This is a genomic window from Streptomyces sp. NPDC054961 (assembly GCF_053609145.1).
Genome location: NZ_JBSGWY010000005.1, coordinates 84,747 through 109,090 on the forward strand (window position 1 = coordinate 84,747; position 24,344 = coordinate 109,090).

At 69.8% G+C, this 24,344-nt stretch carries 21 protein-coding genes; 8 read left to right on the forward strand and 13 right to left on the reverse strand.

The genetic code is table 11. The features are described 5' to 3' along the window. The first annotated feature begins 158 nt into the window (after window positions 1–158). Window positions 159–776, forward strand: a complete 618-nt coding sequence (locus ACWF9Z_RS07495) for a GNAT family N-acetyltransferase (RefSeq protein WP_453598461.1) — start codon at window positions 159–161, stop codon at window positions 774–776. Window positions 777–848: 72 nt separating this feature from the next. Here the strand turns inward: ACWF9Z_RS07495 and trxA are convergent, their stop codons facing one another. The 7 genes from trxA to ACWF9Z_RS07530 all read right to left on the reverse strand — a co-directional run bounded on the left by trxA (window position 849) and on the right by ACWF9Z_RS07530 (window position 10,345). Continuing rightward, entirely contained in the window at window positions 849–1,193 is a 345-nt protein-coding gene (gene trxA, locus ACWF9Z_RS07500) for a thioredoxin (protein ID WP_449483053.1), read from the reverse strand. Between the two features lie 53 nt (window positions 1,194–1,246). Then, the gene (trxB, locus tag ACWF9Z_RS07505) at window positions 1,247–2,206 is read right to left on the reverse strand and encodes a thioredoxin-disulfide reductase (RefSeq protein WP_453598463.1); all 960 of its coding nucleotides are present in this window, start codon (window positions 2,204–2,206) and stop codon (window positions 1,247–1,249) included. Window positions 2,207–2,331: 125 nt separating this feature from the next. Then, window positions 2,332–3,273, reverse strand: coding sequence for an anti-sigma factor family protein (locus ACWF9Z_RS07510; RefSeq protein ID WP_453598465.1), 942 nt, complete (start codon window positions 3,271–3,273; stop codon window positions 2,332–2,334). Next, window positions 3,270–3,971 carry an RNA polymerase sigma factor SigM gene (gene sigM, locus ACWF9Z_RS07515; RefSeq protein ID WP_453598467.1) on the reverse strand — a complete coding sequence of 234 codons (702 nt, stop codon included), beginning with the start codon at window positions 3,969–3,971 and terminating at the stop codon, window positions 3,270–3,272. The genes ACWF9Z_RS07510 and sigM overlap by 4 nt, the downstream gene beginning before the upstream one ends. Window positions 3,972–3,996: 25 nt before the next feature. After that, window positions 3,997–5,721 carry a protein kinase family protein gene (locus ACWF9Z_RS07520; RefSeq protein ID WP_453598469.1) on the reverse strand — a complete coding sequence of 575 codons (1,725 nt, stop codon included), beginning with the start codon at window positions 5,719–5,721 and terminating at the stop codon, window positions 3,997–3,999. 129 nt (window positions 5,722–5,850) lie between these two features. After that, complete coding sequence (gene murJ / locus ACWF9Z_RS07525) at window positions 5,851–8,028, reverse strand: murein biosynthesis integral membrane protein MurJ (RefSeq protein ID WP_453598471.1); 2,178 nt, start codon at window positions 8,026–8,028, stop codon at window positions 5,851–5,853. 46 nt (window positions 8,029–8,074) lie between these two features. After that, window positions 8,075–10,345 (reverse strand): DUF6049 family protein, encoded by a 2,271-nt coding sequence (locus ACWF9Z_RS07530; protein WP_453598473.1) that lies wholly within the window; start codon window positions 10,343–10,345, stop codon window positions 8,075–8,077. A gap of 185 nt (window positions 10,346–10,530) precedes the next feature. On the opposite strand from ACWF9Z_RS07530, the gene ACWF9Z_RS07535 reads away from it, so the two are divergent. Next, complete coding sequence (locus ACWF9Z_RS07535) at window positions 10,531–11,997, forward strand: CCA tRNA nucleotidyltransferase (protein WP_453598475.1); 1,467 nt, start codon at window positions 10,531–10,533, stop codon at window positions 11,995–11,997. Between the two features lie 93 nt (window positions 11,998–12,090). Here the strand turns inward: ACWF9Z_RS07535 and ACWF9Z_RS07540 are convergent, their stop codons facing one another. The 3 genes from ACWF9Z_RS07540 to ACWF9Z_RS07550 form a co-directional block, all read right to left on the reverse strand. Next, window positions 12,091–13,371 (reverse strand): MFS transporter, encoded by a 1,281-nt coding sequence (locus ACWF9Z_RS07540; RefSeq protein ID WP_453598477.1) that lies wholly within the window; start codon window positions 13,369–13,371, stop codon window positions 12,091–12,093. A 106-nt stretch (window positions 13,372–13,477) separates the two neighbouring features. After that, on the reverse strand, window positions 13,478–14,560 hold the full coding sequence (locus ACWF9Z_RS07545) for an inositol-3-phosphate synthase (RefSeq protein WP_453598479.1): 1,083 nt from the start codon (window positions 14,558–14,560) through the stop codon (window positions 13,478–13,480). A 49-nt stretch (window positions 14,561–14,609) separates the two neighbouring features. Further along, on the reverse strand, window positions 14,610–15,212 hold the full coding sequence (locus ACWF9Z_RS07550; RefSeq protein WP_356652216.1) for a PadR family transcriptional regulator: 603 nt from the start codon (window positions 15,210–15,212) through the stop codon (window positions 14,610–14,612). Between the two features lie 274 nt (window positions 15,213–15,486). Here ACWF9Z_RS07550 and ACWF9Z_RS07555 point away from each other — a divergent pair, with 274 nt between their 5' ends. Both ACWF9Z_RS07555 and ACWF9Z_RS07560 read left to right on the forward strand, forming a co-directional pair. Then, on the forward strand, window positions 15,487–18,033 hold the full coding sequence (locus tag ACWF9Z_RS07555) for a transglycosylase domain-containing protein (RefSeq protein WP_453598482.1): 2,547 nt from the start codon (window positions 15,487–15,489) through the stop codon (window positions 18,031–18,033). A gap of 90 nt (window positions 18,034–18,123) precedes the next feature. Beyond that, window positions 18,124–19,584 carry a glycosyltransferase family 87 protein gene (locus ACWF9Z_RS07560; protein ID WP_453598484.1) on the forward strand — a complete coding sequence of 487 codons (1,461 nt, stop codon included), beginning with the start codon at window positions 18,124–18,126 and terminating at the stop codon, window positions 19,582–19,584. A 1-nt stretch (window position 19,585) separates the two neighbouring features. Here ACWF9Z_RS07560 and ACWF9Z_RS07565 read toward each other — a convergent pair whose 3' ends face one another. From ACWF9Z_RS07565 to ACWF9Z_RS07575, 3 genes are all read right to left on the reverse strand, one after another. After that, a complete protein-coding gene (locus ACWF9Z_RS07565) occupies window positions 19,586–20,617 on the reverse strand; it encodes an alanine racemase (RefSeq protein ID WP_453598486.1) in 1,032 nt (343 codons plus the stop codon). 70 nt (window positions 20,618–20,687) lie between these two features. After that, window positions 20,688–21,806 carry a lipid II:glycine glycyltransferase FemX gene (locus ACWF9Z_RS07570; RefSeq protein ID WP_453598488.1) on the reverse strand — a complete coding sequence of 373 codons (1,119 nt, stop codon included), beginning with the start codon at window positions 21,804–21,806 and terminating at the stop codon, window positions 20,688–20,690. 129 nt (window positions 21,807–21,935) lie between these two features. Then, window positions 21,936–22,256, reverse strand: coding sequence for a hypothetical protein (locus tag ACWF9Z_RS07575; protein WP_453598490.1), 321 nt, complete (start codon window positions 22,254–22,256; stop codon window positions 21,936–21,938). A 252-nt stretch (window positions 22,257–22,508) separates the two neighbouring features. On the opposite strand from ACWF9Z_RS07575, the gene rpsF reads away from it, so the two are divergent. The 4 genes from rpsF to rplI all read left to right on the forward strand — a co-directional run bounded on the left by rpsF (window position 22,509) and on the right by rplI (window position 24,222). Beyond that, a complete protein-coding gene (gene rpsF / locus ACWF9Z_RS07580; RefSeq protein ID WP_004950685.1) occupies window positions 22,509–22,799 on the forward strand; it encodes a 30S ribosomal protein S6 in 291 nt (96 codons plus the stop codon). A 72-nt stretch (window positions 22,800–22,871) separates the two neighbouring features. After that, a complete protein-coding gene (locus tag ACWF9Z_RS07585; protein WP_453598492.1) occupies window positions 22,872–23,477 on the forward strand; it encodes a single-stranded DNA-binding protein in 606 nt (201 codons plus the stop codon). Between the two features lie 43 nt (window positions 23,478–23,520). Continuing rightward, complete coding sequence (gene rpsR / locus ACWF9Z_RS07590; RefSeq protein ID WP_005315025.1) at window positions 23,521–23,757, forward strand: 30S ribosomal protein S18; 237 nt, start codon at window positions 23,521–23,523, stop codon at window positions 23,755–23,757. An 18-nt stretch (window positions 23,758–23,775) separates the two neighbouring features. Continuing rightward, window positions 23,776–24,222 (forward strand): 50S ribosomal protein L9, encoded by a 447-nt coding sequence (gene rplI / locus ACWF9Z_RS07595; RefSeq protein ID WP_356652229.1) that lies wholly within the window; start codon window positions 23,776–23,778, stop codon window positions 24,220–24,222. Window positions 24,223–24,344: the final 122 nt, after the last annotated feature.

Genomic DNA, 24,344 nt, shown 5'->3' on the forward strand with positions numbered 1-24,344 from the left:
CGGGGGGGGGGGGGGGGGGGGGGGGGGGGGGGCCGGCCGGGGGGGGGGGGGGGGCGGGGGCGGGCGCGGCGCGGGCGGGCCGCGGCCCCCCCCCCCCCCCCCGCCCCTTTGCCGTGCGTGCGGTTTCCGGTGATTCGCCCAGTGGCTACGATGCGGTCATGGGTCGTCGGCTGGTACCGCTCACGCTGGACAACCTTCAGGACCTGCCCCGGCGTTGCCGGTCCTGTGTCTTCTGGGAACTGGACCCCGTCAGCGGCGAGGCCGCCGTGAAGGCGGGCAACGCTGCCCAGGAGAAGGAGGCGTGGATCTCCGCCGTCCTGCTGGAGTGGGGATCGTGCGGACGCGTGGTCTACGTGGACGAGGTTCCGGTGGGGTTCGTTCTGTACGCGCCGCCCGCGTACGTGGCGCGTGCGACCGCGTTTCCCACCAGCCCGGTCTCCCCTGACGCCGTGCAGCTGATCACCGCGTGGATCATGCCGGGATACCAGGGACAGGGACTGGGCCGGGTGATGGTCCAGACGGTGGCGAAGGACCTGCTGCGCAGGGGGTTCCGGGCCATCGAGGCCTTCGGGGACGCGCACTGGGAGGGCCCGGCCTGTCTGCTGCCGGCGGACCATCTGCTGGCCGTGGGGTTCAAGACCGTACGGCCGCATCCGGTCCACCCGCGGCTGCGGCTCGAGCTGCGCTCCACGCTGTCGTGGAAGGAAGACGTGGAACTGGCCCTGGACCGGCTGCTGGGCGCCGCGCGCAAGGAACCGGCTCTGCGTCCGCTCTGAGCGTCGTCCTGGATACGCCAAACGGGGCCGCTCCCTCAGGAGCGGCCCCGTTTCACGTGAAACATCGGTCCGTCAGACGGCCTTGGGGGCCTGGATGAAGTCCTCGAGGTCACGCAGGATCGCGGCCTTCGGCTTGGCACCGACGATGGTCTTGGCGACCTCGCCGCCCTGGTAGACGTTCAGCGTCGGGATGGACATGACGCCGTACTTGGCAGCCGTGGCCGGGTTCTCGTCGATGTTGAGCTTGACGATCTCGATCTGGTCCCCGTACTCGGCCGCGATGGCCTCGAGGGAGGGAGCGATCTGGCGGCACGGACCGCACCAGGCGGCCCAGAAGTCCACGAGGACGGGCTTGTCGCTCCCGAGGACCTGGGTGTCGAAGTCTGCGTCGGTCACGTTCTTGAGGGTGCCGGCCACAGCGGCCTCCTTCTTTTCCTGCGTCGGGTGGGGTGTGGTGCTGCTTGCGGGTGTCAGACCGTCGCGTGTGCCTTCTCGGCGTCCGCGAGGGCGGCGAGGAAGCGCTCGGCGTCGAGGGCGGCGGAGCAGCCGGTGCCCGCGGCGGTGATGGCCTGACGGTAGGTGTGGTCGACGACGTCGCCCGCTCCGAACACACCGGTGAGGCTGGTGCGGGTGGAGGGGGCGTCGACCTTGAGGTAGCCCTCTGCGTCGAGATCCAGCTGGTCCTTGAAGAGCTCGGTGCGCGGGTCGTGGCCGACGGCGATGAAGAGGCCGGTCACGGGCAGCTCGGAGGTCTCACCGGTCTTGGTGTTGCGCAGGGTGAGACCCGTGAGCTTCTGGTCACCGTGGATCGCGGCGACCTCGCTGTCCCAGGCGAAGCTGATCTTCGGGTCGGCGAAGGCACGGTCCTGCATGGCCTTGGAGGCGCGCAGGGAGTCACGGCGGTGGACGATCGTGACGGACTTGGCGAAGCGCGAGAGGAAGGTGGCTTCCTCGATCGCGGTGTCGCCGCCGCCGACCACGACGATGTCGTGGTCCTTGAAGAAGAAGCCGTCGCAGGTGGCGCACCAGGAGACGCCGCGGCCGGAGAGGGCGTCCTCGTTGGGCAGGCCGAGCTTGCGGTGCTGGGAGCCCGTCGTGACGATCACTGCCTTGGCGCGGTGCACGGTGCCGGCGGTGTCGGTCACGGTCTTGATCTCACCGGTGAGGTCCACGGACACGATGTCGTCCGGCACCAGCTCGGCGCCGAAGCGCTCGGCCTGGCCGCGCATGTTGTCCATGAGGTCCGGCCCCATGATCCCGTCCTGGAAGCCGGGGAAGTTCTCGACCTCCGTGGTGTTCATCAGCGCGCCACCGGCGGTGACGGCACCTTCGAAGACCAGGGGCTTGAGCGAAGCGCGTGCGGTGTACAGGGCGGCGGTGTAGCCGGCCGGCCCGGATCCGATGATGATCACGTTTCGTACGTCGCTCACGGGTTACTTCCTCGTCTCTACGGACTGCCTGCTGCCTACCGGGGGGGCCGGTGTGGACTCTCACCCACCCAACGGATCCTACGGCGCATGCATTCCCGAGCTTTCCCTCCCGGTACCCGAGCGGCTCAGCTCCGGGGGTAGGTGCTGGTCAGCAGGGGCTTTTCGGCAGGAGCCCCGGGGGTGGCCACACAGGCGGAGCGGATGACGTAGGCGTCCACGGAGGCGGGGTCGCCCGGGTGCGGCAGGACGAGGAGGAAGACGTCGGAGCCCTGGAAGCTGCCGTTCTCGAAGGCCAGGGGGCTCTCGGTACGGCCGGTGGCCTTCTGGACGCAGGCCGGAACACCCGGTGCTTCGCGGTCGCCGGGCGCGAGCTCCGGCGCGGGCGGAGAGCCGCTCTCCAGCCCGAACGTGTTGTTCTGCTCCCCCGGTGCCTTCTTCTCCGGACCGGCGGACGTGAGGAGTTCCCGGACACTGCCCTGGAGCCCCTGAGCCGTGTACGCGTGCGCTGCGGACCGGGCCTCGGCGCTGGCCACGTCGGGACGGGCGGACATGTCCTGCTCGTGCTCCGGGCCGGAGGTCAGGTTGAACAGCAGCACGCCTGCGGCGCAGGCGGCGAGCAGGCCGCCCGCGAGGGCGATCCGGCGGCGGGCGCGACGGCGGCCGGGGCCGGTTGGGCCGGCCGGGTGACCGGAGGGCCGCAAGCCGCCGGTTCCGGGGAGCGGGGCGGGCGGTGTTTCACGTGAAACACCGGAGCCGGTTCGCCCGTCGGACGGTCCGGACCGGGCGGTGGTCCCGGACCCGGCCGGGGTGGTGGCGTCGAGGAGGGCTTCGGCGGCCAGGGCCGCGTCGATCCGGCCGGAGATGTCGGCGGGCATCCGGGCGGGCCCGGGGAGCGTCCCGAGCAGGGCGCGGATCTCCTCCAGAGAGGCGCGTACGTCGGCGCAGAGGGCGCAGTCGCCGAGATGGGCGCGGACCTCGGCGGTGCGGGCCGGGGAGAGGAGGCCTTCCGTCAGCTCGGAGATCTCCGAGACGTCGGGGTGCCTGACCGTGCCGGTCGTGGGGCTCACGCTCGTCCACCTCCGCCCTTCACTGCGTTCGGATCGGGGGACGTGCCCCCGTGGTCTGCCGTCGGTGGGACGGTTGTCCCCGGTGTCCGGTTCCTTCCCCGCTCGACCTCGGTGTTATCCCCGGTCCGCGTGCGCAGATGAGTGAGCAGCGGGGCGAGTTTCGCCCGGCCGCGGGCGCATCGGCTCTTCACGGTGCCGACGGGGACGCCGAGCACGAGGGCGGCCTCGGCCACGGGGTATCCCTGCATGTCGACGAGGACGAGCGCGGCCCGCTGTTCGGCGGGGAGGGTGCTCAGGGCGGCCAGGAGCTGGCGGTGGAGGTCCTGGCGCTCCGCCGGGGCCTCGGCGGACTCGTGGGGCTCCAGGAGGCGCTCCAGGCGGTCCGTGTCGTCCAGGGGTGCCGTCCTGCGGGAGGCGGCCTTGCGGGCCCGGTCCAGGCAGGCGTTCACGGTGATGCGGTGGAGCCAGGTGGTGACCGCGGACTCGCCGCGGAAGGTGTGGGCGGCGCGGTAGGCGGAGACGAGCGCGTCCTGTACGGCGTCGGCGGCCTCCTCGCGGTCGCCGAGCGTGCGCAGGGCCACCGCCCACAGCCGGTCGCGGTGCCGTCGGACGAGCTCACCGAAGGCATCCGGATCTCCGGCGGCGTGCAGTGACAGGAGCTCCTGGTCACTGCGGCCGTCGGCCGTGGTCTCGTCCAACGGTGGGCCCCTCCCCGGCTGTCCCTCAGCCCGTGAACTTCACGTCCGTGATGGCCTGCTTGTACCCGGCCCCGCTGAACGTATCGGTGCCCACGTACGGCATCGCGGTGATCCAGACGAGGACGTACCGGGTCTTGACCGCGTTGTCGGCGCTCAGATTGAGGGTGCTGTCCGAGGTCTTGGAGGTGGCGATCTTCGGCATGGAGCCGATCTTGCCCGTCGGGGACAGGGAATCGGTCGCGTACAGCGTGACGGTGGAGTGGTCGCCGGCGTACCTGAGCACTATCGAGGCGGCCTTGACCTCCTGCTCGGAGCCGAGGTCGTAGACGATGCCGACACCGGCCTTGTAGTCCGCCTTCATCTCGGGGCCGTCGAGGAAGGACTTGGTGCGCCAGTACGTGGTGGCGTCCCCGTCGTAGGTGTTCTTGACGCTGTCGGGGTCCTGCTCCTTGTCGTCCAGCGAGTACTCGCGGGCGCCCGCGACGGCGTGGAGGACCGGCTCCGTCTTCACCGGTGCGTCGTCGCCCTTGGTGTGCGGGGTCTGGTTGCTGCCGTTGCTCCCCTGGTTGCCCCGGTCCAGCAGGGTGTCGGCGAGCTGCCAGCTTCCCAGACCGAGGGCGGCGATCAGCAGGGCCGCGACACCCCACTTGAGGGCCCGGCCCGTACGGCTCTGGAGCGGCGGCGGCGGGACGGCGGAGATCGTCTGGACGGTGGGCATGCCGGGAGCCACGGGGCGTCCGTAGCTGCCCTGCTGGTAGGTCGTGTGCTGGTACTCCGGAGGCGCGGTGAACGTGGGCTCCGGCGGCCGGATGCGGGGCATCGCGGCGACGGCCTTCGACAGTTCTTCCGGGGTCGTGCAGGCGGGCTCCTGACGGGAGGCGGTGGCCCCGTCGTTGGCGAGGGCGCGCATGGCCAGCTCGCCCAGCCCCCGGTGCACTCCCGCGCGGACCTGGTCGGGGGCGACCAGGCCGACTCCCTTGGGCAGGCCGGTGAGGCCGTAGGCGTCGTTCTCGTACGGCCAGCGCTGGGTGAGGGCGGCGTAGAGCAGGGCGCCGATCGCCTCGGTGTCCGCGCGCTGGGGGGTCTCGCTGGTGATGCCGCGCAGTGCGGCGTTCACGGCGAGGCCGCGGATCCGGTACTGGCCCGAGGAGGTGCGCAGTATGGCGCTCGGGGTCAGCCGCAGGTGTGCCAGGCCCTCTCGGTGCGCGGCGGTCATGGCCTGGGAGACCTGGCTGACGAGCTGGTAGGCCTCGTGCGGCTCCATGGGGCCGGCCGCGAGGACCGCGGTGAGCTCGGTGGCGTCGGGCAGCCATTCGTGGACGACGTAGACGAGGTCGTTCTCCTCCACGGCGTCGAGGACCTGGACGAACCGGGGGTCGCCGAGCAGGGCGGAGGAGCGGGCGGCGGCCAGCACGGCACGGGCCCGTGCGTGGTCGGCGGGCAGCAGGTGGACCCCCACGGCGCGGCGCAGCTTCTCGTCCATCGCGCGCCAGCTGCTGAATCCGTCCAGACGGGTGACGCACTCTTCCAGGCGGTAGCGCCGGGCGAGCTTGTGCCCGCTGTGGAGTTCGGGTGCGGCCGCGGGTGCCGCGCCGATGCGATCGCCGTCTTTTTCGGGCATGGGTCCGTCCGCGGCTCGTCCGTCCTGGGTGTCCAGTCCGTCGGCCGTGACCTGGGCCGCCTCAGCGGCCGACGGCTCTTCGCCGCCGTTGTCGGCCACGTCGACGGCAGCCGTGCTACGTTCCGCCACCGTCGTCCCCGCCTCCCCATTCGTTGCGCGCTGTCGGCCAGTCTGCGAAGCCATGCCAATTGTGCCCACAGTCCGGCGCTCCGCACGACACGCCAAAAAGAAGGGGCGGTCCCTGCGAGGGCGCGCGCATCAGCGGCCCAGGCGGCCGCGGACCATCCCGACCATGGCGTTGAGCTCTTCGATGCGCATCCGCTTGGCGGCGATGACGAACACTGCCAGCAGGGCGATGCCGCCGGCCACCAGGGCGGCGAGGGATCCGAGCGCCCCGTTGCCGAGGAAGCGCAGGACCGCGAAGGCGACCGCTCCCGCGACCACGGCGGCGGGGACGCAGGCCCCGATGAGCCGGGTGTACGTGCGCATCACGTGCGCCCCGTCGAGATCGCCCCCGAGCCGGGTGCGCAGCCTGCGCCAGGCGACCCCGACGCCGACGGCGTAGCCGAGACCGTAGGCGGCGGCCATGCCCACGACGGCCCAGCGGGCCGGGAGGACGAGGAAGGCCAGGGAGGAGATGCCCGCGTTGACGGCGGCGACGATGACCGTGTTGTAGAACGGCGTCCGGGTGTCCTCGTAGGCGTAGAAGCCGCGCAGGACGACGTACTGGACGGAGTACGGGATCAGTCCGAGGCCGAAGGCCATCAGGATGAACCCGATGTTCTGCGCGCTCTGCGCGCCGGATCCGGCGTAGAGGAGTCCGGAGATCGGGACGCCCAGGGCGAGGAACGCGAAGGCGCAGGGCACGATCGCCACGGCCGAGGTGCGCAGACCGTAGGAGATGTCGTCGCGGACGGCGGCCGCGTCGCCGTCGTGGGCGGAGCGGGAGATGCGCGGCAGGACGGCGGTCATGACGGAGACGGTGATGATGGCCTGCGGCATCTGCCAGAGGAGCAGGGCGTAGTTGTAGCCGGTGATGCCGGTACCGCCGTGGCCCTGCTTGTCGGCGACCTCGCCGGCCCAGGTGGCGAGCTGGGTGACGACGATGAGGCCGAGCTGGTTGGCGAGGACGAAGAAGAACGTCCACTTGGCGAGGCCCGCGGCCTTGCCGAGCCCGTGGCCCTTCCAGTCGAACCGCAGGCGCGGCCTGAAGCCGGCGTCGCGAAGGTAGGGGACCATCGCCAGGGACTGGACGATGAGGCCGAGCAGGGTGCCCAGGCCCAGCAGACGGACGCCCTCGGGAGTGATGCCGGCCTCGGTGACGCCGGTGGTGGTGAAGCCGCCGAAGGCCCAGATGAAGGCGCCGAAGGTGCTGATGACGACGATGTTGTTGAGGACGGGGGTCCACATCATCGCGCCGAAGCGGCCGCGGGCGTTGAGGATCTGACCGAGGACCACGTGCACGCCCATGAAGAACATCGTGGGCAGGCAGTAGTGGGCGAAGGCGACGGCCACGGCCAGACGCTGCGGGTCGTCGGCGATCTTCTGCGACATCATCCCGATGAACAGCGGGGCCGCGAGCACACAGATGACGGTGACGGCGCCCAGCAGGACCATGACGAGGGTCAGCAGACGGTTGGCGTAAGCCTCTCCCCCGTCCTTGTCGGTCTTCATCGCGCGGACCAGCTGCGGGATGAAGACCGCGTTGAGGGCGCCGCCGCCGACCAGGACGTAGATCATCGTCGGCAGGGTGTTGGCGACCTGGTAGCTGTCGTTGAGGGTGGCGACGCCGATGGCGCCCGCGATCACCAGGGTCCGCAGGAACCCGGTGATCCGGGAGACGATCGTGCCGGCGGCCATCAGGGCGCTGGACTTGAGCAGGCTGGAAGCGCGGCCGGCGGGCTTGACGGGAGCCGGGGCCGCCACGGGGGCGTCCTCGGCGGGGGTGCGGGGCGCCGCCTCCTGGTCCCGGTAGAGGTGCGCGAAGGCGTCGGGCTGCGGCTCCTGGTCGGCGGCCGCGGTCACGAGCGAGTCCACACCCACGAACTGGGTGGTGGTGGCGTGGTCGCCGTAGGGCAGGTGCCGGGAGGGGCCGTCCGGCTCGGGCGGCGGGGTCTGCGCCCAGACCCGCGGGTCCGGGGCGTAGGAGGGGGCCTGCGGGGCCGCGTAGAGCGGTCCGGGCTCCTGGTAGGTGCCGGGCGGCGGCGGGGGGTGAGAGGCCCGGTCGTAGAGGACCTCGGCCACCGGGTCCTGGGCGGACAGGTCCTGCGACCGGTACGGGTCGTAGGCGTAGGCGTCCTGGACATACGGGTCGTGGTCCGGCGCGGGGGCGGGTGCGGGAACCTGACCCGGCACCGGGGCGCCGGGAGCAGTGCCCTGGGAGGGCGCGGGCCCGCCAGTGCCCTGCGCGCGGTCACCTTCGTACGGCGCGTTCATCGAAACCCCACCTCATCGTCCCCAGGCCGACCGGCCACGGCATCGCTCAACGGTCCACTGTCTCACCCGGGCCGGACGGGTCCGCGCTTTGCGGTCCGGTGTCCGGTGACTCGTCACTCGGCTGCGTGCTCTCCTCCTCCGCGGCGGCGCGCGCCGCGACGCGCTTGCGGCTGGCGTACATCTTGATGCCCGCCAGGACGAGGAGGAGGACGCCGCCCGCGATGACGAGCATGACGGTGGGAGTGACCTCGGTGGCCTCCACGGTGAACTTGCGTGCCTTGCCGTAGGGGACGCCGTCGGTCGTGTAGAGCTGCGCGGTCACCTCGACCGGGCCGCTCGCAGTGGCGTTGGCGGTGAACTTTACGGTCTGGCTGTGCCCACCCTGGACCGCGACCTCCTGCTGGGCCTCGCCGCCGTCCTTGAACGTCAGTCGCGTCGGGTTGGCGGACTTCACGCGCAGGACCAGGTTGTGCGTGTCCTGGACGAGGCTGTTCTGGACGCTGACGGGGATGGTCGCGCTGTGTCCGGACAGGGTGGCGTCGGACTTGGGGATGACCTTGACCTTCTCAGTGAGGCCGATCAGGTACTGCTGCACCTGGTCCCGGTAGTCCCGCGCCGCGTCGGGGCGGCCGCGCCAGGAGGTGGACATCTCCCGGTTGGTGGCGTTGCCGAAGGGGATCTCCACGCGGTCGGGCGCGGTCAGGATCACTTTGAAGTGGTCGAGGGTGTTCTGGGTGGTGCGGATCTTCTCGAATGCGGAGACCGGCAGTTCCTGCTTGCTCAGGGCCTCGGGGTACTGGCCGGCTCCCGGGACCTGGGTGGCGGCGCGCGGGTCGGGCGTGCTGGCGGCCGCGGCTTCCAGGTCGGCCGGCTGGGTCCAGCGGCCGGACTGCAGGCTCCGCACCGCGGCGGCCATCGTCTGGGCTTGGCTGGCGCTCGGCGTCCGCTGCGGGGCCACGACGAAGCTGCGCTGGTTGTCGGTCTTCTGCAGGTTCAGGGCGAGGGTCTGGGCGAGGAACTGCTGCACCGCGAGGGTGGAGTCGCCGGCACCGAGCATGTTGCCCTGGAAGGCGGTGGAGAGGTCCGCGTCGGCGACCACGGCCGTCGTGCCGGCGCCGATGGGCCGGGCGGCCGACGGGGTGTAGCCGAGCGCGCCGGTCTCCTGGAGGCTGTCGCTGCGGGTGAGGACGTTGTGGGCGCCCGCCGAGGTCGCGACGTTGACGATCGACGGGTCGATCGCCCCCTCCACGGGCCAGGAGAAGTCGGTGGTCGCGGGGACGTGCAGGACCGTCTCGACGGCCTGCTTCGCCTTGTCGGTGGCGGGCCGCAGCTGTCCCAGCGTCCCGGAGACGTCCTTGCCGCGGTGGGCGAGCGAGGCGATGTCGGGGTCCGCGAAGGGCAGCGCGACGACCTTCTTGCCCTGAACGGCGCTCTCCAGCGAGCTCAGCCACTGTTCGGCGAGGGCCTTGTTCTTGCCCGGGACGATGCGGCCGTCCTCGGTGCGGACCCGGTAGCCCTTGGTCATGGCGTCGACCGTGTACAGCAGGTCGGGGTCCACGACCCAGGTGATCGGCAGCTCCTTGCCGAGCGAGACCATCTGTTCCAGGCGGCCGCCCGGCCGGAGCTCTTCGGCGAGGCTGTCGTCGAGGAAGACGGGGGTCTGCAGCTCGTCCGAGCCGGTCTCCGCCGTCAGGTGCGTGTGGGAGATCAACGGCCACACGTAGGTGAGCTGGGAGCGCTTGGCCGCGGCCTCCGGCTGCCAGGGCAGGAAGGTCCGCTTGATGCCCAGGACCTGCTCGGAGGGGCGGCTCTCGGTCTCCCCGGACAGGGAGACCCCCAGCTGGTAGACGCCGTCCTTGTCCAGCTCCAGCTTGTTCACCGGAACCTTGAGGGTGAAGGGCTGGGAGACCTTCGAGGGCAGCGCGTCGATCTTCACGGCGAATTCGGCGCCGATCTCGGCGGGATCGGTACCCGCCCGGAAGCCGCCGCGCTCCGCTGCCTCGTCGATCGAGGTGCGGTCCCCCAGGGCCGGCCCGACCCGCAGGCCCACGTGCGCGTCGGTGATCTTCTCGCGGCCGTTGTTGACCACGGTGCCGGAGATGGTGAGGGTGTCGCCCTTGACCGGGGCGGTGGGCGTCAGGCCGTCGAGCTGGACGTCGACGGTGGAGGCCGCCGCGTCGGCGGCCTGGGCCTCGGGGGCGGGCGAGTAGACCAGGGCGGCGAGTACCGGGGTCCCGGCGAGCAGGACGACCGCGCGCCGCAGCCAGCGTCGCCGGGCAGGAGCGGGCGCCCCCTGGATGTCTGCCGCCTCGGCCACGCGCTCGCCCGTCCCTCGAAGTGTCAGTGGTCGTCGTTTGTGCGTCTACGCATGGTAACGAGGCCCGCTGTGCGCGAGTGCCGCGCCTTGCTCCACATGATCGGGGCCCGCCCGGAGCGTCAGGGAGCCGGGGTGGCCACAAACGGGGAAGCTCCTGGCGGGCCGGGCACGTACCCTTTTCTGTTGTGCCGAACGCCATGGAAGACAACCCCAGTGTCCTGAGTCAGGGACAGTCCCGCGCAGTGAGCGAACTGCTGCGGGTAGCCCCTGTCGCCGACGAACTCGGCCGCCGTTTCCAGCAGGCGGGTTTCCGCCTCGCCCTGGTCGGCGGGTCCGTCCGCGACGCGCTGCTCGGTCGGCTCGGCAACGACCTCGACTTCACCACCGACGCCCGTCCCGAGGACGTCCTCAAGATCGTCAGGCCGTGGGCCGACTCGGTGTGGGACGTGGGCATCGCCTTCGGCACGGTCGGCGTGCAGAAGGCGGCCCGCGTGGAAGGCGTTGATCGAAGCTTCCAGATCGAGGTGACCACGTACCGCTCGGAGTCCTACGACCGGACCTCGCGCAAGCCGGAGGTCTCCTACGGCGACTCGATCGAGGAAGACCTCGTCCGCCGCGACTTCACGGTGAACGCGATGGCCGTCGCGCTCCCCGAGAAGGAGTTCGTGGACCCCCACGGCGGCCTGGAGGACCTCCGGGCAGGCGTGCTGCGCACTCCCGGTACCCCGGAGGACTCCTTCTCCGACGACCCGCTGCGGATGCTGCGGGCCGCCCGTTTCGCCGCCCAGCTCGATTTCGAGGTCGCCCCCGAGGTGGTGACGGCGATGACGGAGATGTCCGGCCGCATCGAGATCGTCTCGGCGGAGCGGGTGCAGGGCGAGCTGAACAAGCTGCTGCTGTCCGCGCACCCGCGCAAGGGCCTGGGCCTCCTGGTGGACACCGGGCTGGCCGAGCACGTGATGCCGGAGCTGCCGGCGCTGCGGCTGGAGCGCGACGAGCACCACCGGCACAAGGACGTCTACGACCACTCGCTGATCGTTCTGGAGCAGGCGATCGCCCTCGAGGAGGACGGTCCGGACCTGGTGCTGCGGCTGGCTGCCCTGCTGCACGACATCGGCAAGCCCCGCACCCGGCGGTTCGAGAGCGACGGCCGGGTCTCCTTCCACCACCACGAGATGGTGGGCGCGAAGATGACCAAGAAGCGCATGACCGCGCTGAAGTACTCCAACGACATGGTCAAGGACGTGGCCCGGCTGGTGGAGCTGCACCTGCGCTTCCACGGCTACGGCGACGGGGAGTGGACCGACTCGGCGGTGCGCCGCTACGTCCGTGACGCCGGGCCGCTGCTGGAGCGCCTGCACAAGCTGACCCGTTCCGACTGCACCACGCGCAACAAGCGCAAGGCGAACGCCCTCTCCCGCACCTACGACGGGCTGGAGGAGCGCATCGCCCAGCTGCAGGAGCAGGAGGAGCTGGACGCGATCAGGCCCGACCTGGACGGCAACGAGATCATGCGGGTCCTGGACGTCGGTCCGGGGCCGGTGATCGGCAAGGCCTACGCGTTCCTGCTGGACCTGCGTCTGGAGAACGGGCCCATGGAGCCGGACGCTGCCGCCGCCGCCCTGAAGGAGTGGTGGGCCGCGCAGAACTGAGGCGGATCCTGGGCGGTGGATCGGCGCTGTTCAACGTGAAACATCGCCGATCCACCGCCGATCCCCGCTGTCGAGGGCGGCCCCGGAGCCGGATCAGGGCGATGTTTCACGTGAAACATCGCCCTGACGCATGAGGTATCCCGCGATCAAGGCGTAGAGCACGGCCACGCCGAGGACCAGCGGGACGGATCGTCCGTCGAGCGGCAGAACGAGCGCGGCCACCGCCGCGGCGCCGACGAAGGCGGCGTTGAAGAGCACGTCGTAGACGGAGAAGACCCGCCCGCGGAAGGCGTCGTCCACCTGGGACTGCACGACGGTGTCGGTGGAGATCTTGGCGCCCTGGGTGGCCAGGCCCAGGATGAAGGCGGCGGCCAGCATCGGACCGGGGGCGAAGAACAGTCCGAGCGCCGGGACCAGGAGTGCGGATCCGGCGGCGCACGCGGTCATCCAGCCCCGGGTGCCCAGCCGGCCGACGAGCCAGGGGGTGAGGAGGGCCGCCGCGAAGAACCCCGCCCCGGAGACGCCGACGGTGACGCCCAGCAGGGCCAGCCCGTCGGACTCGTTGTCCGACCAGGAGTACCGGCAGAGCATGAGCAGCGTGACGAACAGGGCCCCGTAGCAGAACCGCATCAGGGTCATGGCGGTCAGCGCCTGGGCCGCCTCGCGGCGGGAGGACAGGTGCCGCAGTCCGTCCGCCATGCCGCGCACGGCGAGGACGACTCCCTCGCGGACCGTCGGATCGATCCGGCCGGGAGGGTGGTCGGGTCCCAGGAGGCCCACGGCGAGGGACAGGGAGACCAGGGCCGCGCAGAGGTAGAGGCCGGCACCGAGCAGGACGACCAGGGCGTCGGAGTCGGCCGCCAGGACGCGGACGAGGAAGGCGAGTCCCCCGCCGGCGACGGCCGCGAGGGTTCCGGCGGTCGGTGAGAGCGCGTTCGCCGTGACCAGCCGGCCGGGGTCGACGACGTGCGGCAGGGAGGCGGCGAGTCCGGCCAGGACGAAGCGGTTCACCGCGGTCACGGACAGGGCCGAGGCGTAGAAGAGCCAGTCGGGGACGTGCGCGACGATCAGCATGCCGGTGACACAGGCGAGGAAGGCCCTCAGCAGATTGCCGTAGAGGAAGACCTGCCGGCGGGGCCAGCGGTCCAGCAGCACGCCGGCGAAGGGTCCGATCACCGAATAGGGCAGCAGGAGCACGGCCATGGCCGAGGCGATCGCCGCGGGCGAGGCCTGCTTCTCCGGGGCGAAGACGACGTACGTGGCCAGTGCGACCTGGTACACGCCGTCAGCCGCCTGAGAGAGCAGCCGCACGGCGAGCAGGTTGCGGAAGTCCCGCAGACGCAGGAGTACGCGCAGATCACGTACGACAGCCATGTGGGCAAGGGTCACATACGCGGAGGGTCCCCGGGCACATTGCCCGGGGACCCTCCGTCGAAGAACAGCCGAAGTCCAGGTGTCGTCGAGGACCCCTGGAGCGCGACTAGCGCTCGGTCTCGCCCTTGATGAACTTCTCGACGTTGGCCTGGGCCTCGTCGTCGAAGTACTGCACCGGCGGGGACTTCATGAAGTAGCTCGACGCCGACAGGATCGGGCCGCCGATGCCGCGGTCCTTGGCGATCTTCGCAGCGCGCAGCGCGTCGATGATGACACCGGCGGAGTTCGGGGAGTCCCACACCTCGAGCTTGTACTCGAGGTTCAGGGGGACGTCGCCGAACGCGCGGCCCTCGAGGCGGACGTAGGCCCACTTGCGGTCGTCGAGCCACTGGACGTAGTCCGACGGGCCGATGTGGACGTTCTTGTCGCCGAGCTCGCGGTCGGGGATCTGCGAGGTGACGGCCTGCGTCTTGGAGATCTTCTTCGACTCGAGGCGGTCACGCTCGAGCATGTTCTTGAAGTCCATGTTGCCACCGACGTTGAGCTGCATGGTGCGCTCAAGACGGACACCGCGGTCCTCGAACAGACGCGCCATCACGCGGTGCGTGATGGTGGCGCCGACCTGGGACTTGATGTCGTCGCCGACGATCGGGACACCGGCCTCGGTGAACTTGTCGGCCCACTCCTTGGTGCCGGCGATGAAGACCGGGAGGGCGTTGACGAAGGCGACCTTGGCGTCGATGGCGCACTGGGCGTAGAACTTCGCCGCGTCCTCGGAACCGACCGGCAGGTAGCAGATCAGAACGTCGACCTGACGGTCCTTGAGGGTCTGGACGACGTCGACCGGGGCCTCGGCCGACTCCTCGATGGTCATGCGGTAGTACTTGCCCAGGCCGTCCAGGGTGTGGCCGCGCTGAACGGTCACGCCCGCGTTCGGGACGTCGCAGATCTTGATGGTGTTGTTCTCGCTGGCGCCGATGGCGTCCGAAAGGTCGAGGCCGACCTTCTTCGCGTCGACGTCGAACGCGGCGACGAACTCGATGTCACGCACGTGGTAGTCGCCGAACTGGACGTGCATCAGACCGGGGACCTTGGCCGCCGGGTCGGCGTCCTTGTAGTACTCGACGCCCTGCACCAGCGAGGCGGCGCAGTTGCCTACGCCGACGATGGCTACGCGAACCGAACCCATTCCGGTTGCTCCCTGTTTGTTCTCGGACGAGGCCTGCGAGGTGCAGGTCTCACTTTGCAGTTTCGTCGGGCGGACCGGGTCGTCTCTGATCCCGTCCCGCCCGCTCACTCTCGATGAGCTCGTTCAGCCAGCGCACTTCGCGCTCCACGGATTCCATGCCGTGGCGTTGCAGCTCGAGCGTGTAGTCGTCGAGCCGCTCGCGTGTGCGGGCGAGCGAGGCGCTCATCTTCTCCAGGCGCTCCTCAAGCCGGCTGCGACGGCCTTCCAGTACCCGCATGCGCACTTCTCGTTCGGTCTGGCCGAAGAAAGCGAAGCGTGCGGCGAAAGACTCGTCCTCCCAGGCATCGGGGCCCGTGTGGGAGAGGAGCTCTTCGAAGTGCTCCTTGCCTGCGGCCGTCAACCGGTAGACGATCTTGGCGCGGCGCCCTGCGAGTGAAGCGGCGAGAGCGTCTTCCGGGGCATTGCCCGGTTCTTCGATCAACCATCCGTTGGTGACGAGCGTCTTGAGGCAGGGGTAGAGCGTCCCGTAGCTGAACGCCCTGAACACCCCCAGCGAGGTGTTGAGCCGCTTGCGCAGCTCGTAGCCGTGCATGGGGGATTCGCGAAGCAGGCCCAGGACGGCGAACTCGAGGATGCCTGAGCGCCTGCTCATCCGCCTGTCCTTCCTCCGCCTCGGAGTTTTTATGTCGAGCTGATGTATCGGCTCGATACATCCAGACGATAGAACGGGTGGCCCCCGGCTACAAGTCGCAACGCGGTGACCGGCGTCACATCGCCAATTCATAGGGGGCAAGTTGCCTGTTTTGGGATGAACTTCGGCACTGGTTAGCTTTTGGTCCTGCGTAGTCTGTGCGCCATGACACCGGGGGGACCGGAACTCAACTGCCGCTTCCAGGCCACTCGCCTGCCCGAGGAGTAGTCGTTCGATGAGCGAGCACCGCCGCAAACAGCAGCAGCCGCAGGGCGGCGGCCGCGCCGCGGCCCGTAAGGCTGCCCAGCAGCGCCCCGCCCGGGGCGCCGGCTCCGGGCGTGACGTCCCCACCGCGTCACCCAGCGGGCCCTATCCGGACGAGCCGGGCCACGGCAGCCGTGCCGACGCCCGCAGAACCGCCGGCCGCGCCACTTCCGGCCGGGGCGCGGGCAAGGCCGGCCGCGGCACGGGCCGCCCGGACAAGCGCGTGATCAACTATCCGCGCTCGGACAAGGACGGCTGGAAGCGCTTCGTCCCCTCCTGGAAGCTCGTCGGCGGCACCGCCCTGGGCTTCTTCGCGATCATCACCGCGGGCGCCGGCATCGGCATCGCCTCGGTGAACACTCCCGACGCGAACAAGGCCGCCGAGGCGCAGAACAACGTCTTCTACTGGGCCGACGACACCCAGATGGTGGCGACCGGCGGTTCCATGAACCGCCAGATCGTGCCCATCGGGAAGATCCCCCGGTCGATGCAGAACGCCGTGATCGCCGCGGAGAACGAGTCCTTCGAGTCGGACAAGGGCGTCGACCCCATGGGCATCGGCCGGGCCGTGTGGAACATGGCCAAGGGCGGATCCACCCAGGGCGGCTCGACGATCACCCAGCAGTACGTGAAGAACACGTACCTGGACTCGGACCAGACGCTCAAGCGCAAGGTCACCGAGCTCTTCATCTCGATAAAGCTCGGTGTGACCGAGGAGAAGGCCACCATCCTGGCCGGCTACCTGAACACGGCCTACTACGGTCGGGACGCGTACGGGATCCAGGCCGCCTCCCGCGCCTACTTCAACAAGGACTGCACGGAGCTGACCCCCTCCGAGGGCGCCTTCCTGGCCGCCGTGCTCAAGGGCCCCAACCTCTACAACCCGGACGGCGGCATCGGCACCGCCGCCACGCCCCAGCTGAACTCCGAGCGGGCCCACCAGCGCTGGGCCTGGGTGCTGGACCGCGAGGTCGCGGTCGGCCGGATGCAGCAGTCCGAGCGGGACCAGTACAAGGAGTTCCCCAAGCTCGTCGAGTCCGCGCAGGCCCGCGGCATGTCCGGGCAGATCGGCTACCTGGTCGACACGGCCAAGCTGTACGTGTCGAAGACCAAGGGCATCACGGCCGACGACCTGGCCAAGGGCGGCTACCAGATCCGCACCACCTTCGAGAAGCCGAAGGTGGACGCGCTGGTCAAGGCGGTCGAGGACACCCGGGACGGGTTCATCGACGAGAAGAAGCGGCCCGAGTACGACACCTTCGTGCAGTTCGGCGCGGCCTCCGTCGACGTGAAGACCGGCGCGCTGGTGGCCCTGTACGGCGGTCCGGGCATGGACAAGAAGTACTTCAACAACAACGCCAACACCACGGGTGTACCGGTCGGCTCGACCTGGAAGCCCTACGTGCTGGCGGCGGCCATGCAGTACGGCACCCAGAACTCGAACGGCAAGGGCATCTCGGCCGACAGCAAGTACATGGCCAACGACCTCACGGTGATCAACAACCGTCAGGGCAAGCCGCTGTACGAGAGCCCCGGCAAGCCGTTCAAGCAGAAGAACGAGAGCTCGACGGCCTACGGCTACGTGACCCTGAACGAGGCGATGGAGAAGTCCATCAACGTCCCGTTCGCCCAGCTCATCTTCGACGTCGGCCACAGCAAGGTCCGGGACGTGGCCAAGTCCACCGGCATCCTCGACGAGTCGATGGACCCCGGTGACAACGCCTCCTTCGCACTGGGCACCTCGACCCCCAGCGCCATCCGGATGGCCGACTCGTACGCCACCTTCGCCGCCTCCGGCACCCACCGGGAACCCTTCTCGGTGCGCAGCGTCCAGAAGGACGGCAAGGACCTGCCGGGCTTCGAGGCGCCCAAGGCGCAGCAGGCCATGGACAACTCCATCGCCGACAACATCACCAAGGTGCTGCGCAACGTCATCGAGAACGGCACCGGTACCAAGGCGAAGAAGCTGGGCCGCCCGGCCGCCGGCAAGACCGGTACCACCGACAAGAACAAGTCGGCCTGGTTCGTCGGCTACACCCCCGAGCTGTCCACTTCGGTGGCCCTGTTCCGCTCGGATCCCAACGCGGAGAAGAAGGAACTGATCTCCATGAACCACGTGGGTGGCGTCGACTCCATCCACGGTGGTGACATCCCGGCCCAGATCTGGACCGAGTACATGAAGGCGGCTCTGAACGGCGTCCCGGCGAAGGACTTCCCGGAGCCCGAGGAGATCGGGGTCACCGCGGACTCCTCGGGGGCCCCCTCCCCCAGCCCGTCCCCGTCCCCGACGCCGTCGCCCTCCCCGTCGCCGACCCCGTCGATGACCCCGCCCGCGGAGCCGTCGCCGACGCCGAGCAAGGGCGGCAAGCCGTCCTGCCGGCCGTGGGAGATCTGCGACCCGGACCCGAGCCCGAGTGGGACCGGTTCACCCTCGCCCAGCAAACCGACGGGCAGGCCGGGCGGGACGACGAACGGGGGCGGCGGCGGCTTCCCCATAGGGGGATCCACCGGAGGCTGACCGGCCGTCCCGACGCAAGGCAGGAGAGGGCCGTCGCACCTGGTGCGGCGGCCCTCCCCCATGTCCGGCGCGGTACGGCAGGATGTGCGCATGACGAAGGTGCACGAGGACAGCCCCGTACTGCCCACCCAGCAGGACGAGATCGCTGCCGCGGGGAGCGAACTCATCGGCGGGCCGCTGGGCCGCTACGCCCGGCTGGGCGGCCACTGGCTGACCCCCGTGCGCGTCGTGGTGCTCGTGGCCCTGGGGATGTTCGCGCTCGGCATGGTGCAGAAGCTGCCCTGCTACGACTGGGCGTGGTTCCGCGGAGCGGGATCCCAGTACACCCACGCCTGCTACTCGGACATCCCGCACCTCTACGTCGTCCGCGGCTTCGCCGACGGGCTCGTGCCGTACTTCGACCGGCTCCCCGGCGACATGCAGTTCCTGGAGTACCCGGTGCTCACCGGGCTCTTCATGGAGATCGCTTCCTGGCTGACCCCGGGCAGCGGCTCCATGCAGCACCGGGAGCAGATGTACTGGATGGTCAACGCGGGCATGCTGATGGTCTGCGCCGCGGTGATCGCCGTGTGTGTCGCCCGCACTCACCGCCGCAGGCCGTGGGACGCCCTGCTCTTCGCCCTCGCGCCCGCCTTCGCGCTGACCGCGACCATCAACTGGGACCTCCTGGCCATCGCCCTGACCGCTGCCGCGATGCTCATGTGGTCGCGGGGACGGGCGCTGTCCTTCGGCGTCCTGATCGGCCTGGCCACCGCCGCCAAGCTCTACCCGGTGCTCCTGCTCGGGGCCGTGTTCGTGCTCTGCTGGCGGGCCGGGAAGTGGCGCGCGTTCGGTGCGGCGGCCGGCGGCGCCGCGGCCTCCTGGCTCGTGGTGAACCTGCCCGTGATGCTCTTCGCGTGGGAGGGCTGGCAGAAGTTCTACACCTTCAGCCAGGAGCGGCCCATCGACTTCGGCTCGGTGTGGCTGCTGATCTCCCAGCGCTCCGGGAACCCGCTGGAAGGCGCCAACACCTATGCGACGGGCCTGACGCTGCTGCTGTGCGCGGGGATCGGCCTGCTCACGCTGACCGCGCCCCGCCGCCCCCGCTTCGCCCAGCTGGCGTTCCTGCTCGTGGCCGCCTTCATCCTGGTCAACAAGGTCTACTCGCCCCAGTACGTGCTGTGGCTGATCCCGCTCGCCGCGCTGGCCCGGCCGCGCTGGCGGGACTTCCTGATCTGGCAGGCGGGCGAGGTCGTCTACTTCCTGGGCATCTGGTTCTACCTGGCCTACACGACCAGCGGGGAGAAGCACCAGGGTCTGCCCCTGGAGGGCTACCAGCTGGCCATCGCCGCCCACCTGCTGTGCACGCTCTACCTGTGCGCCGTCGTGGTGCGCGACATCCTGATGCCCGACCGCGACGTGGTGCGGCGCGACGGTTCGGACGACCCCTCCGGCGGCGTCCTGGACGGAGCCGAGGACGTGTTCACGCTGTCCCCGACGGCGAAGGCGCCGCAGTACGCGGCGCCTTCGGAGGGACAGCGGGTCGACTGGGGCGCGGGCCCCAGGGACTGACTCAGGCGTCGAGCACCCGGTCGAACTGCGTGGTGGTGTGGCGCAGGTGCGCGACCAGCTCGTCGCCGACCTTCGGCTCGGGCGAGTCCGCGGGCACGAACAGGATGGACACCTGCATGTGCGGCGGCTCGGCGAACCAGCGCTGCTTGCCGGCCCACACGAACGGCGACAGGTTGCGGTTGACGGTGGCCAGTCCGGCCCGGGCGACGCCCTTGGCGCGCGGCATCACCCCGTGCAGGGCCTTGGGAGCCTCCAGGCCCACCCCGTGCGAGGTGCCGCCGGCGACCACGACGAGCCACCCGTCGGAGGCGGCCTTCTGCTGGCGGTAGCCGAACCGGTCGCCCTTGGCGACGCGGGTGACGTCGAGGACCGCGCCGCGGTACTCGGTCGCCTCGTGGTCGCCCAGCCACAGCCGGGTGCCGATGCGGGCCCGGAAGCGGGTCTGCGGGAACTGCTGCTGCAGCCGGGTCAGCTCCGCGGACCTCAGGTGGCTGACGAACATGGTGTGGAGCGGCAGCCGGGCCGCGCGCAGCCGGTCCATCCAGCCGATGACCTCCTCCACGGCGTCCGAGCCGTCCGGGCGGTCCAGGGGCAGGTGCAGGGCGAAGCCCTCCAGCCGGACGTCCTCGATCGCCGAGTGCAGCTGGCCGAGGTCCTGCTCGGAGATGCCGTGGCGGCGCATCGAGCTCATGCACTCGATGACCACGCGGGCACCGACCAGCCCGCGCACCCCGTCGAGCGAGGACACGGAGCGGATGACCCGGTCCGGCAGGGGCACCGGCTCCTCACCGCGCCGGAACGGGGTGAGGACGAGCAGGTCCCCGCCGAACCAGTCCTTGATGCTGGCGGCTTCGTACGTCGTGCCGACGGCCAGGACGTCGGCGCCCAGCCGGGTCGCCTCCTCGCAGAGCCGCTCGTGGCCGAAGCCGTAGCCGTTGCCCTTGCAGACCGGGATCATCCCCGGGAACTGGTCCTGGACCTGCTTCTGGTGCGCACGCCAGCGCGCGGTGTCGACGTAGAGCGTGAGCGCCATGCCCGTCCGGAGCCTCTCTCGAAAAGCTGCGTGGTGCAGCGGTGCCGTCTGTGTGGTGGGGCGGGGTGGATCAGCGGCGGGACATGTAGATGTCGAGCGCCTTGTGCAGCAGCTTGTTGAGCGGGAAGTCCCACTCGCCGACGTACTCGACGGCCTCGCCACCCGTGCCGACCTTGAACTGGATCAGACCGAACAGGTGGTCGTTCTCGTCCAGGGTGTCACTGATGCCGCGCAGGTCGTAGACGCTTGCGCCGAGCGCGTAGGAGTCGCGCAGCATGCGCCACTGCATCGCGTTGGAGGGGCGGACCTCGCGCTTGTGGTTGGCGGAGGCGCCGTAGGAGTACCAGACGTGCTGGCCGACGGTGAGCATCGTGGCGGCGGCCAGCGGCTCCCCCTCGTGCTTGGCGATGTACAGCCGCATGCGGTTGGGGTCCTCGGAGTTGAGGGCCGTCCACTGGCGCTGGAAGTAGCTGAGCGGGCGCGGGCGGAACTTGTCGCGCTCGGCCGTGACCTCGTACAGCTGCTGCCAGACCGGCAGGTCCTCGTAGCCGCCCTGGACGACCTCGACGCCGGCCTTCTCGGCCTTCTTGATGTTGCGGCGCCACAGCTGGTTGAAGCCCTTGAGGACGTCGTCCAGCGAGCGGTTGGCCAGCGGCACCTGGAAGACGTACCGGGGCTGGACGTCGCCGAAGCCGGCGCCGCCGTCCTCGGCCTGCTGCCAGCCCATGCGCCGCAGCTTGTCGGATACCTCGAAGGCGCGGGGCTCGATGTGCGAAGCCTCCACGTCACGCAGGCGCTTGACCTCGGGGTTCTGGATTCCGGCCTTGATGGCCGTGGAGTTCCAGCGGCGGATGACGACGGGCGGGCCCATCTTCACGGTGAAGGCGCCCTGGTGCTTGAGGTGCGCCAGCATCGGCTGGAGCCACTCGTCGAGATTGGGGGCGTACCAGTTGATGACCGGGCCCTCGGGGAGGTAGGCGAGGTAGCGCTTCACCTTGGGCAGCTGGCGGTACAACACGAGGGCCGCGCCGACGAGTTCACCGGAGTCGTCGAACCAGCCGAGGCTCTCGGAACGCCATTCGTTCTTCACGTCGGCCCACGCCGGAACCTGGCAGTGGCTAGCCGAGGGCAGGCTCTGGAGGTACCCCAGATGCTGCTCTCGGCTGATGGTCCTCAGGGACAGGCTCATGCGGGGCGTCTCCTCCGGCGGCTTCGCTGGCTATGGCGCGAAGCCTACTGCGACAAGGGCGCCACCCATCTGGGGGACAGGCCGGGCCTGGGCCGGTTGGAGGCCGGCGCCCGTCGCGGAGGTACCCGGTCAGCCCAGCCAGCCCCCGAAGAGACCGCCGTGCGCCATGCCGAGGTAGAAGCCGAAGCCCGAGGCGCCGAGGCCGAGGATCAGCGCGAAGCGCTCGCGTGTCGTGCTCGAGATGAACTGTCCGTAGGCGCCGGTCAGGATGCCGATCAGCCCGGTCCACGAGCTGATCAGGTGCAGATTGTCGAAGAAGCTCGTGACGAACGCCACGGCGCCGAGGATCACGGTGACCGCGACCAGGGTGTCCTGGAGCGGGTGGGGCTTGCCGTCGGTCGCGAAGAGCGAGATCTCCGGAGCGGACTGTCGTCGCATTGCCTGTGCCATGGGAAGGCACCTCCTGGCTGCAGCAGAGCGGTGCTCCGGGGCCGCCCACGGCTGGGGGTCGTGGGCATAGCACCGAGCACACCCGATGCCTACAGATTGTGGCCTCCTGGTGCCGGATTTCAACCGGAAGGAGTCGACCAGGTAGTCTGTACGGTCTGCGCGGTGTCTGCTTGCGGATGCCGTGCGTACGCATCACGACCCTCCTGCCACGGAACGACCGTGGCCGCTGAGTCCAAAGGAGGTGGGTTCCACATGCGTCACTACGAAGTGATGGTCATCCTCGACCCCGATCTCGAGGAGCGCGCTGTCTCCCCGCTGATCGAGAACTTCCTTTCTGTCGTCCGTGAGGGCAACGGAAAGGTCGAGAAGGTCGACACCTGGGGCCGTCGTCGTCTCGCTTACGAGATCAAGAAGAAGCCCGAGGGCATCTACTCGGTCATCGACCTCCAGGCCGAGCCTGCGGTCGTCAAGGAGCTTGACCGACAGATGAACCTGAACGAGTCGGTTCTCCGGACCAAGGTCCTTCGCCCCGAGACCCACTGAACTTCGGTTCAGCGGTAATCGGGACCGAGTAGCACAGCAGCCCAGCAGCAATCCCCGCCGAGAGGTTCATCCATGGCAGGCGAGACCGTCATCACGGTCGTCGGCAATCTCGTCGACGACCCCGAGCTGCGCTTCACCCCCTCGGGTGCGGCGGTCGCGAAGTTCCGTGTCGCGTCCACTCCCCGCACCTTCGACAAGCAGACCAATGAGTGGAAGGACGGCGAAAGCCTGTTCCTGACCTGCTCGGTCTGGCGACAGGCGGCGGAAAACGTCGCCGAGTCGCTCCAGCGAGGCATGCGCGTCATCGTGCAGGGCCGGCTGAAGCAGCGGTCCTACGAGGACCGTGAGGGTGTCAAGCGCACGGTCTACGAGCTGGACGTCGAGGAAGTCGGCCCCAGCCTGAAGAACGCCACGGCCAAGGTCGCCAAGACCACCGGTCGCGGTGGTCAGGGTGGATACGGCGGCGGCGGTCAGCAGCAGGGTGGCGGCGGTGGCAACTGGGGCGGAGCCCCCAGTGGCGGCGGTCCCCAGGGCGGCGGAGGTCCCTCCGACGACCCGTGGGCGTCCAGCGCGCCGGCCGGCGGCCAGCAGCAGCAGGGTGGCGGCGGTGGCTGGGGCGGAAGCTCCGGCAACACCGGCGGATCCGGCGGCGGCTACTCGGACGAGCCCCCCTTCTAGGGCAGCTCGAACCCCCACTTCTTGATTTCACAGGAGAGACACAATGGCGAAGCCGCCTGTGCGCAAGCCTAAGAAGAAGGTCTGCGCGTTCTGCAAGGACAAGACCGCGTACGTGGACTACAAGGACACGAACATGCTGCGGAAGTTCATTTCCGACCGCGGCAAGATCCGTGCCCGCCGCGTCACCGGCAACTGCACGCAGCACCAGCGTGACGTCGCCACGGCAGTCAAGAACAGCCGTGAGATGGCACTGCTGCCCTACACGTCCACCGCGCGATAAGGAAAGGGTGACCGAATAATGAAGATCATCCTGACCCACGAGGTCTCTGGCCTCGGCACCGCCGGCGATGTCGTCGACGTCAAGGACGGTTACGCTCGCAACTACCTGGTCCCGCGTGGTTTCGCGATCCGCTGGACCAAGGGTGGCGAGAAGGACGTGGCGCAGATCCGCCGCGCCCGCAAGATCCACGAGATCGCGACCATCGAGCAGGCCAACGAGTTCAAGGCCAAGCTCGAGGCCGTCAAGGTCCGTCTGGCCACCCGCGCGGGTGACGCCGGTCGTCTCTTCGGTTCCGTTACGCCGTCCGACATCGCCACGGCGATCGAGGCGTCCGGTGGCCCGAAGGTCGACAAGCGCCGCGTCGAGCTGGGCACCCCGATCAAGACCCTCGGTTCGTACCAGGTCTCCGTGCGTCTGCACGCCGACGTGGCCGCGAACGTGGGCATCGAGGTCGTCGCCGCCTAAGGGCTGCGCATGAAGGGCCGCACCCCTCGGGGTGCGGCCCTTTGTCGTTCCACGGGGCTCTGCGGTGTTCCGCGGTGTCGGGTGGTGTTTCACGGTGTGGGGCCTGTGTCTTATAAAAATAT

Coding starts and splice junctions, on each gene's coding strand:
- ACWF9Z_RS07555 (WP_453598482.1), top strand. CDS start 15,487: ATGAGCGAGCACCGCCGCAAACAGCAGCAGCCGCAGGGCGGCGGCCGC.
- ACWF9Z_RS07540 (WP_453598477.1), bottom strand. CDS start 13,371: ATGGCTGTCGTACGTGATCTGCGCGTACTCCTGCGTCTGCGGGACTTC.
- rpsF (WP_004950685.1), top strand. CDS start 22,509: ATGCGTCACTACGAAGTGATGGTCATCCTCGACCCCGATCTCGAGGAG.
- murJ (WP_453598471.1), bottom strand. CDS start 8,028: ATGAACGCGCCGTACGAAGGTGACCGCGCGCAGGGCACTGGCGGGCCC.
- rpsR (WP_005315025.1), top strand. CDS start 23,521: ATGGCGAAGCCGCCTGTGCGCAAGCCTAAGAAGAAGGTCTGCGCGTTC.
- ACWF9Z_RS07570 (WP_453598488.1), bottom strand. CDS start 21,806: ATGAGCCTGTCCCTGAGGACCATCAGCCGAGAGCAGCATCTGGGGTAC.
- ACWF9Z_RS07545 (WP_453598479.1), bottom strand. CDS start 14,560: ATGGGTTCGGTTCGCGTAGCCATCGTCGGCGTAGGCAACTGCGCCGCC.
- ACWF9Z_RS07565 (WP_453598486.1), bottom strand. CDS start 20,617: ATGGCGCTCACGCTCTACGTCGACACCGCGCGCTGGCGTGCGCACCAG.
- ACWF9Z_RS07495 (WP_453598461.1), top strand. CDS start 159: ATGGGTCGTCGGCTGGTACCGCTCACGCTGGACAACCTTCAGGACCTG.
- ACWF9Z_RS07575 (WP_453598490.1), bottom strand. CDS start 22,256: ATGGCACAGGCAATGCGACGACAGTCCGCTCCGGAGATCTCGCTCTTC.
- ACWF9Z_RS07585 (WP_453598492.1), top strand. CDS start 22,872: ATGGCAGGCGAGACCGTCATCACGGTCGTCGGCAATCTCGTCGACGAC.
- rplI (WP_356652229.1), top strand. CDS start 23,776: ATGAAGATCATCCTGACCCACGAGGTCTCTGGCCTCGGCACCGCCGGC.
- ACWF9Z_RS07550 (WP_356652216.1), bottom strand. CDS start 15,212: ATGAGCAGGCGCTCAGGCATCCTCGAGTTCGCCGTCCTGGGCCTGCTT.
- ACWF9Z_RS07560 (WP_453598484.1), top strand. CDS start 18,124: ATGACGAAGGTGCACGAGGACAGCCCCGTACTGCCCACCCAGCAGGAC.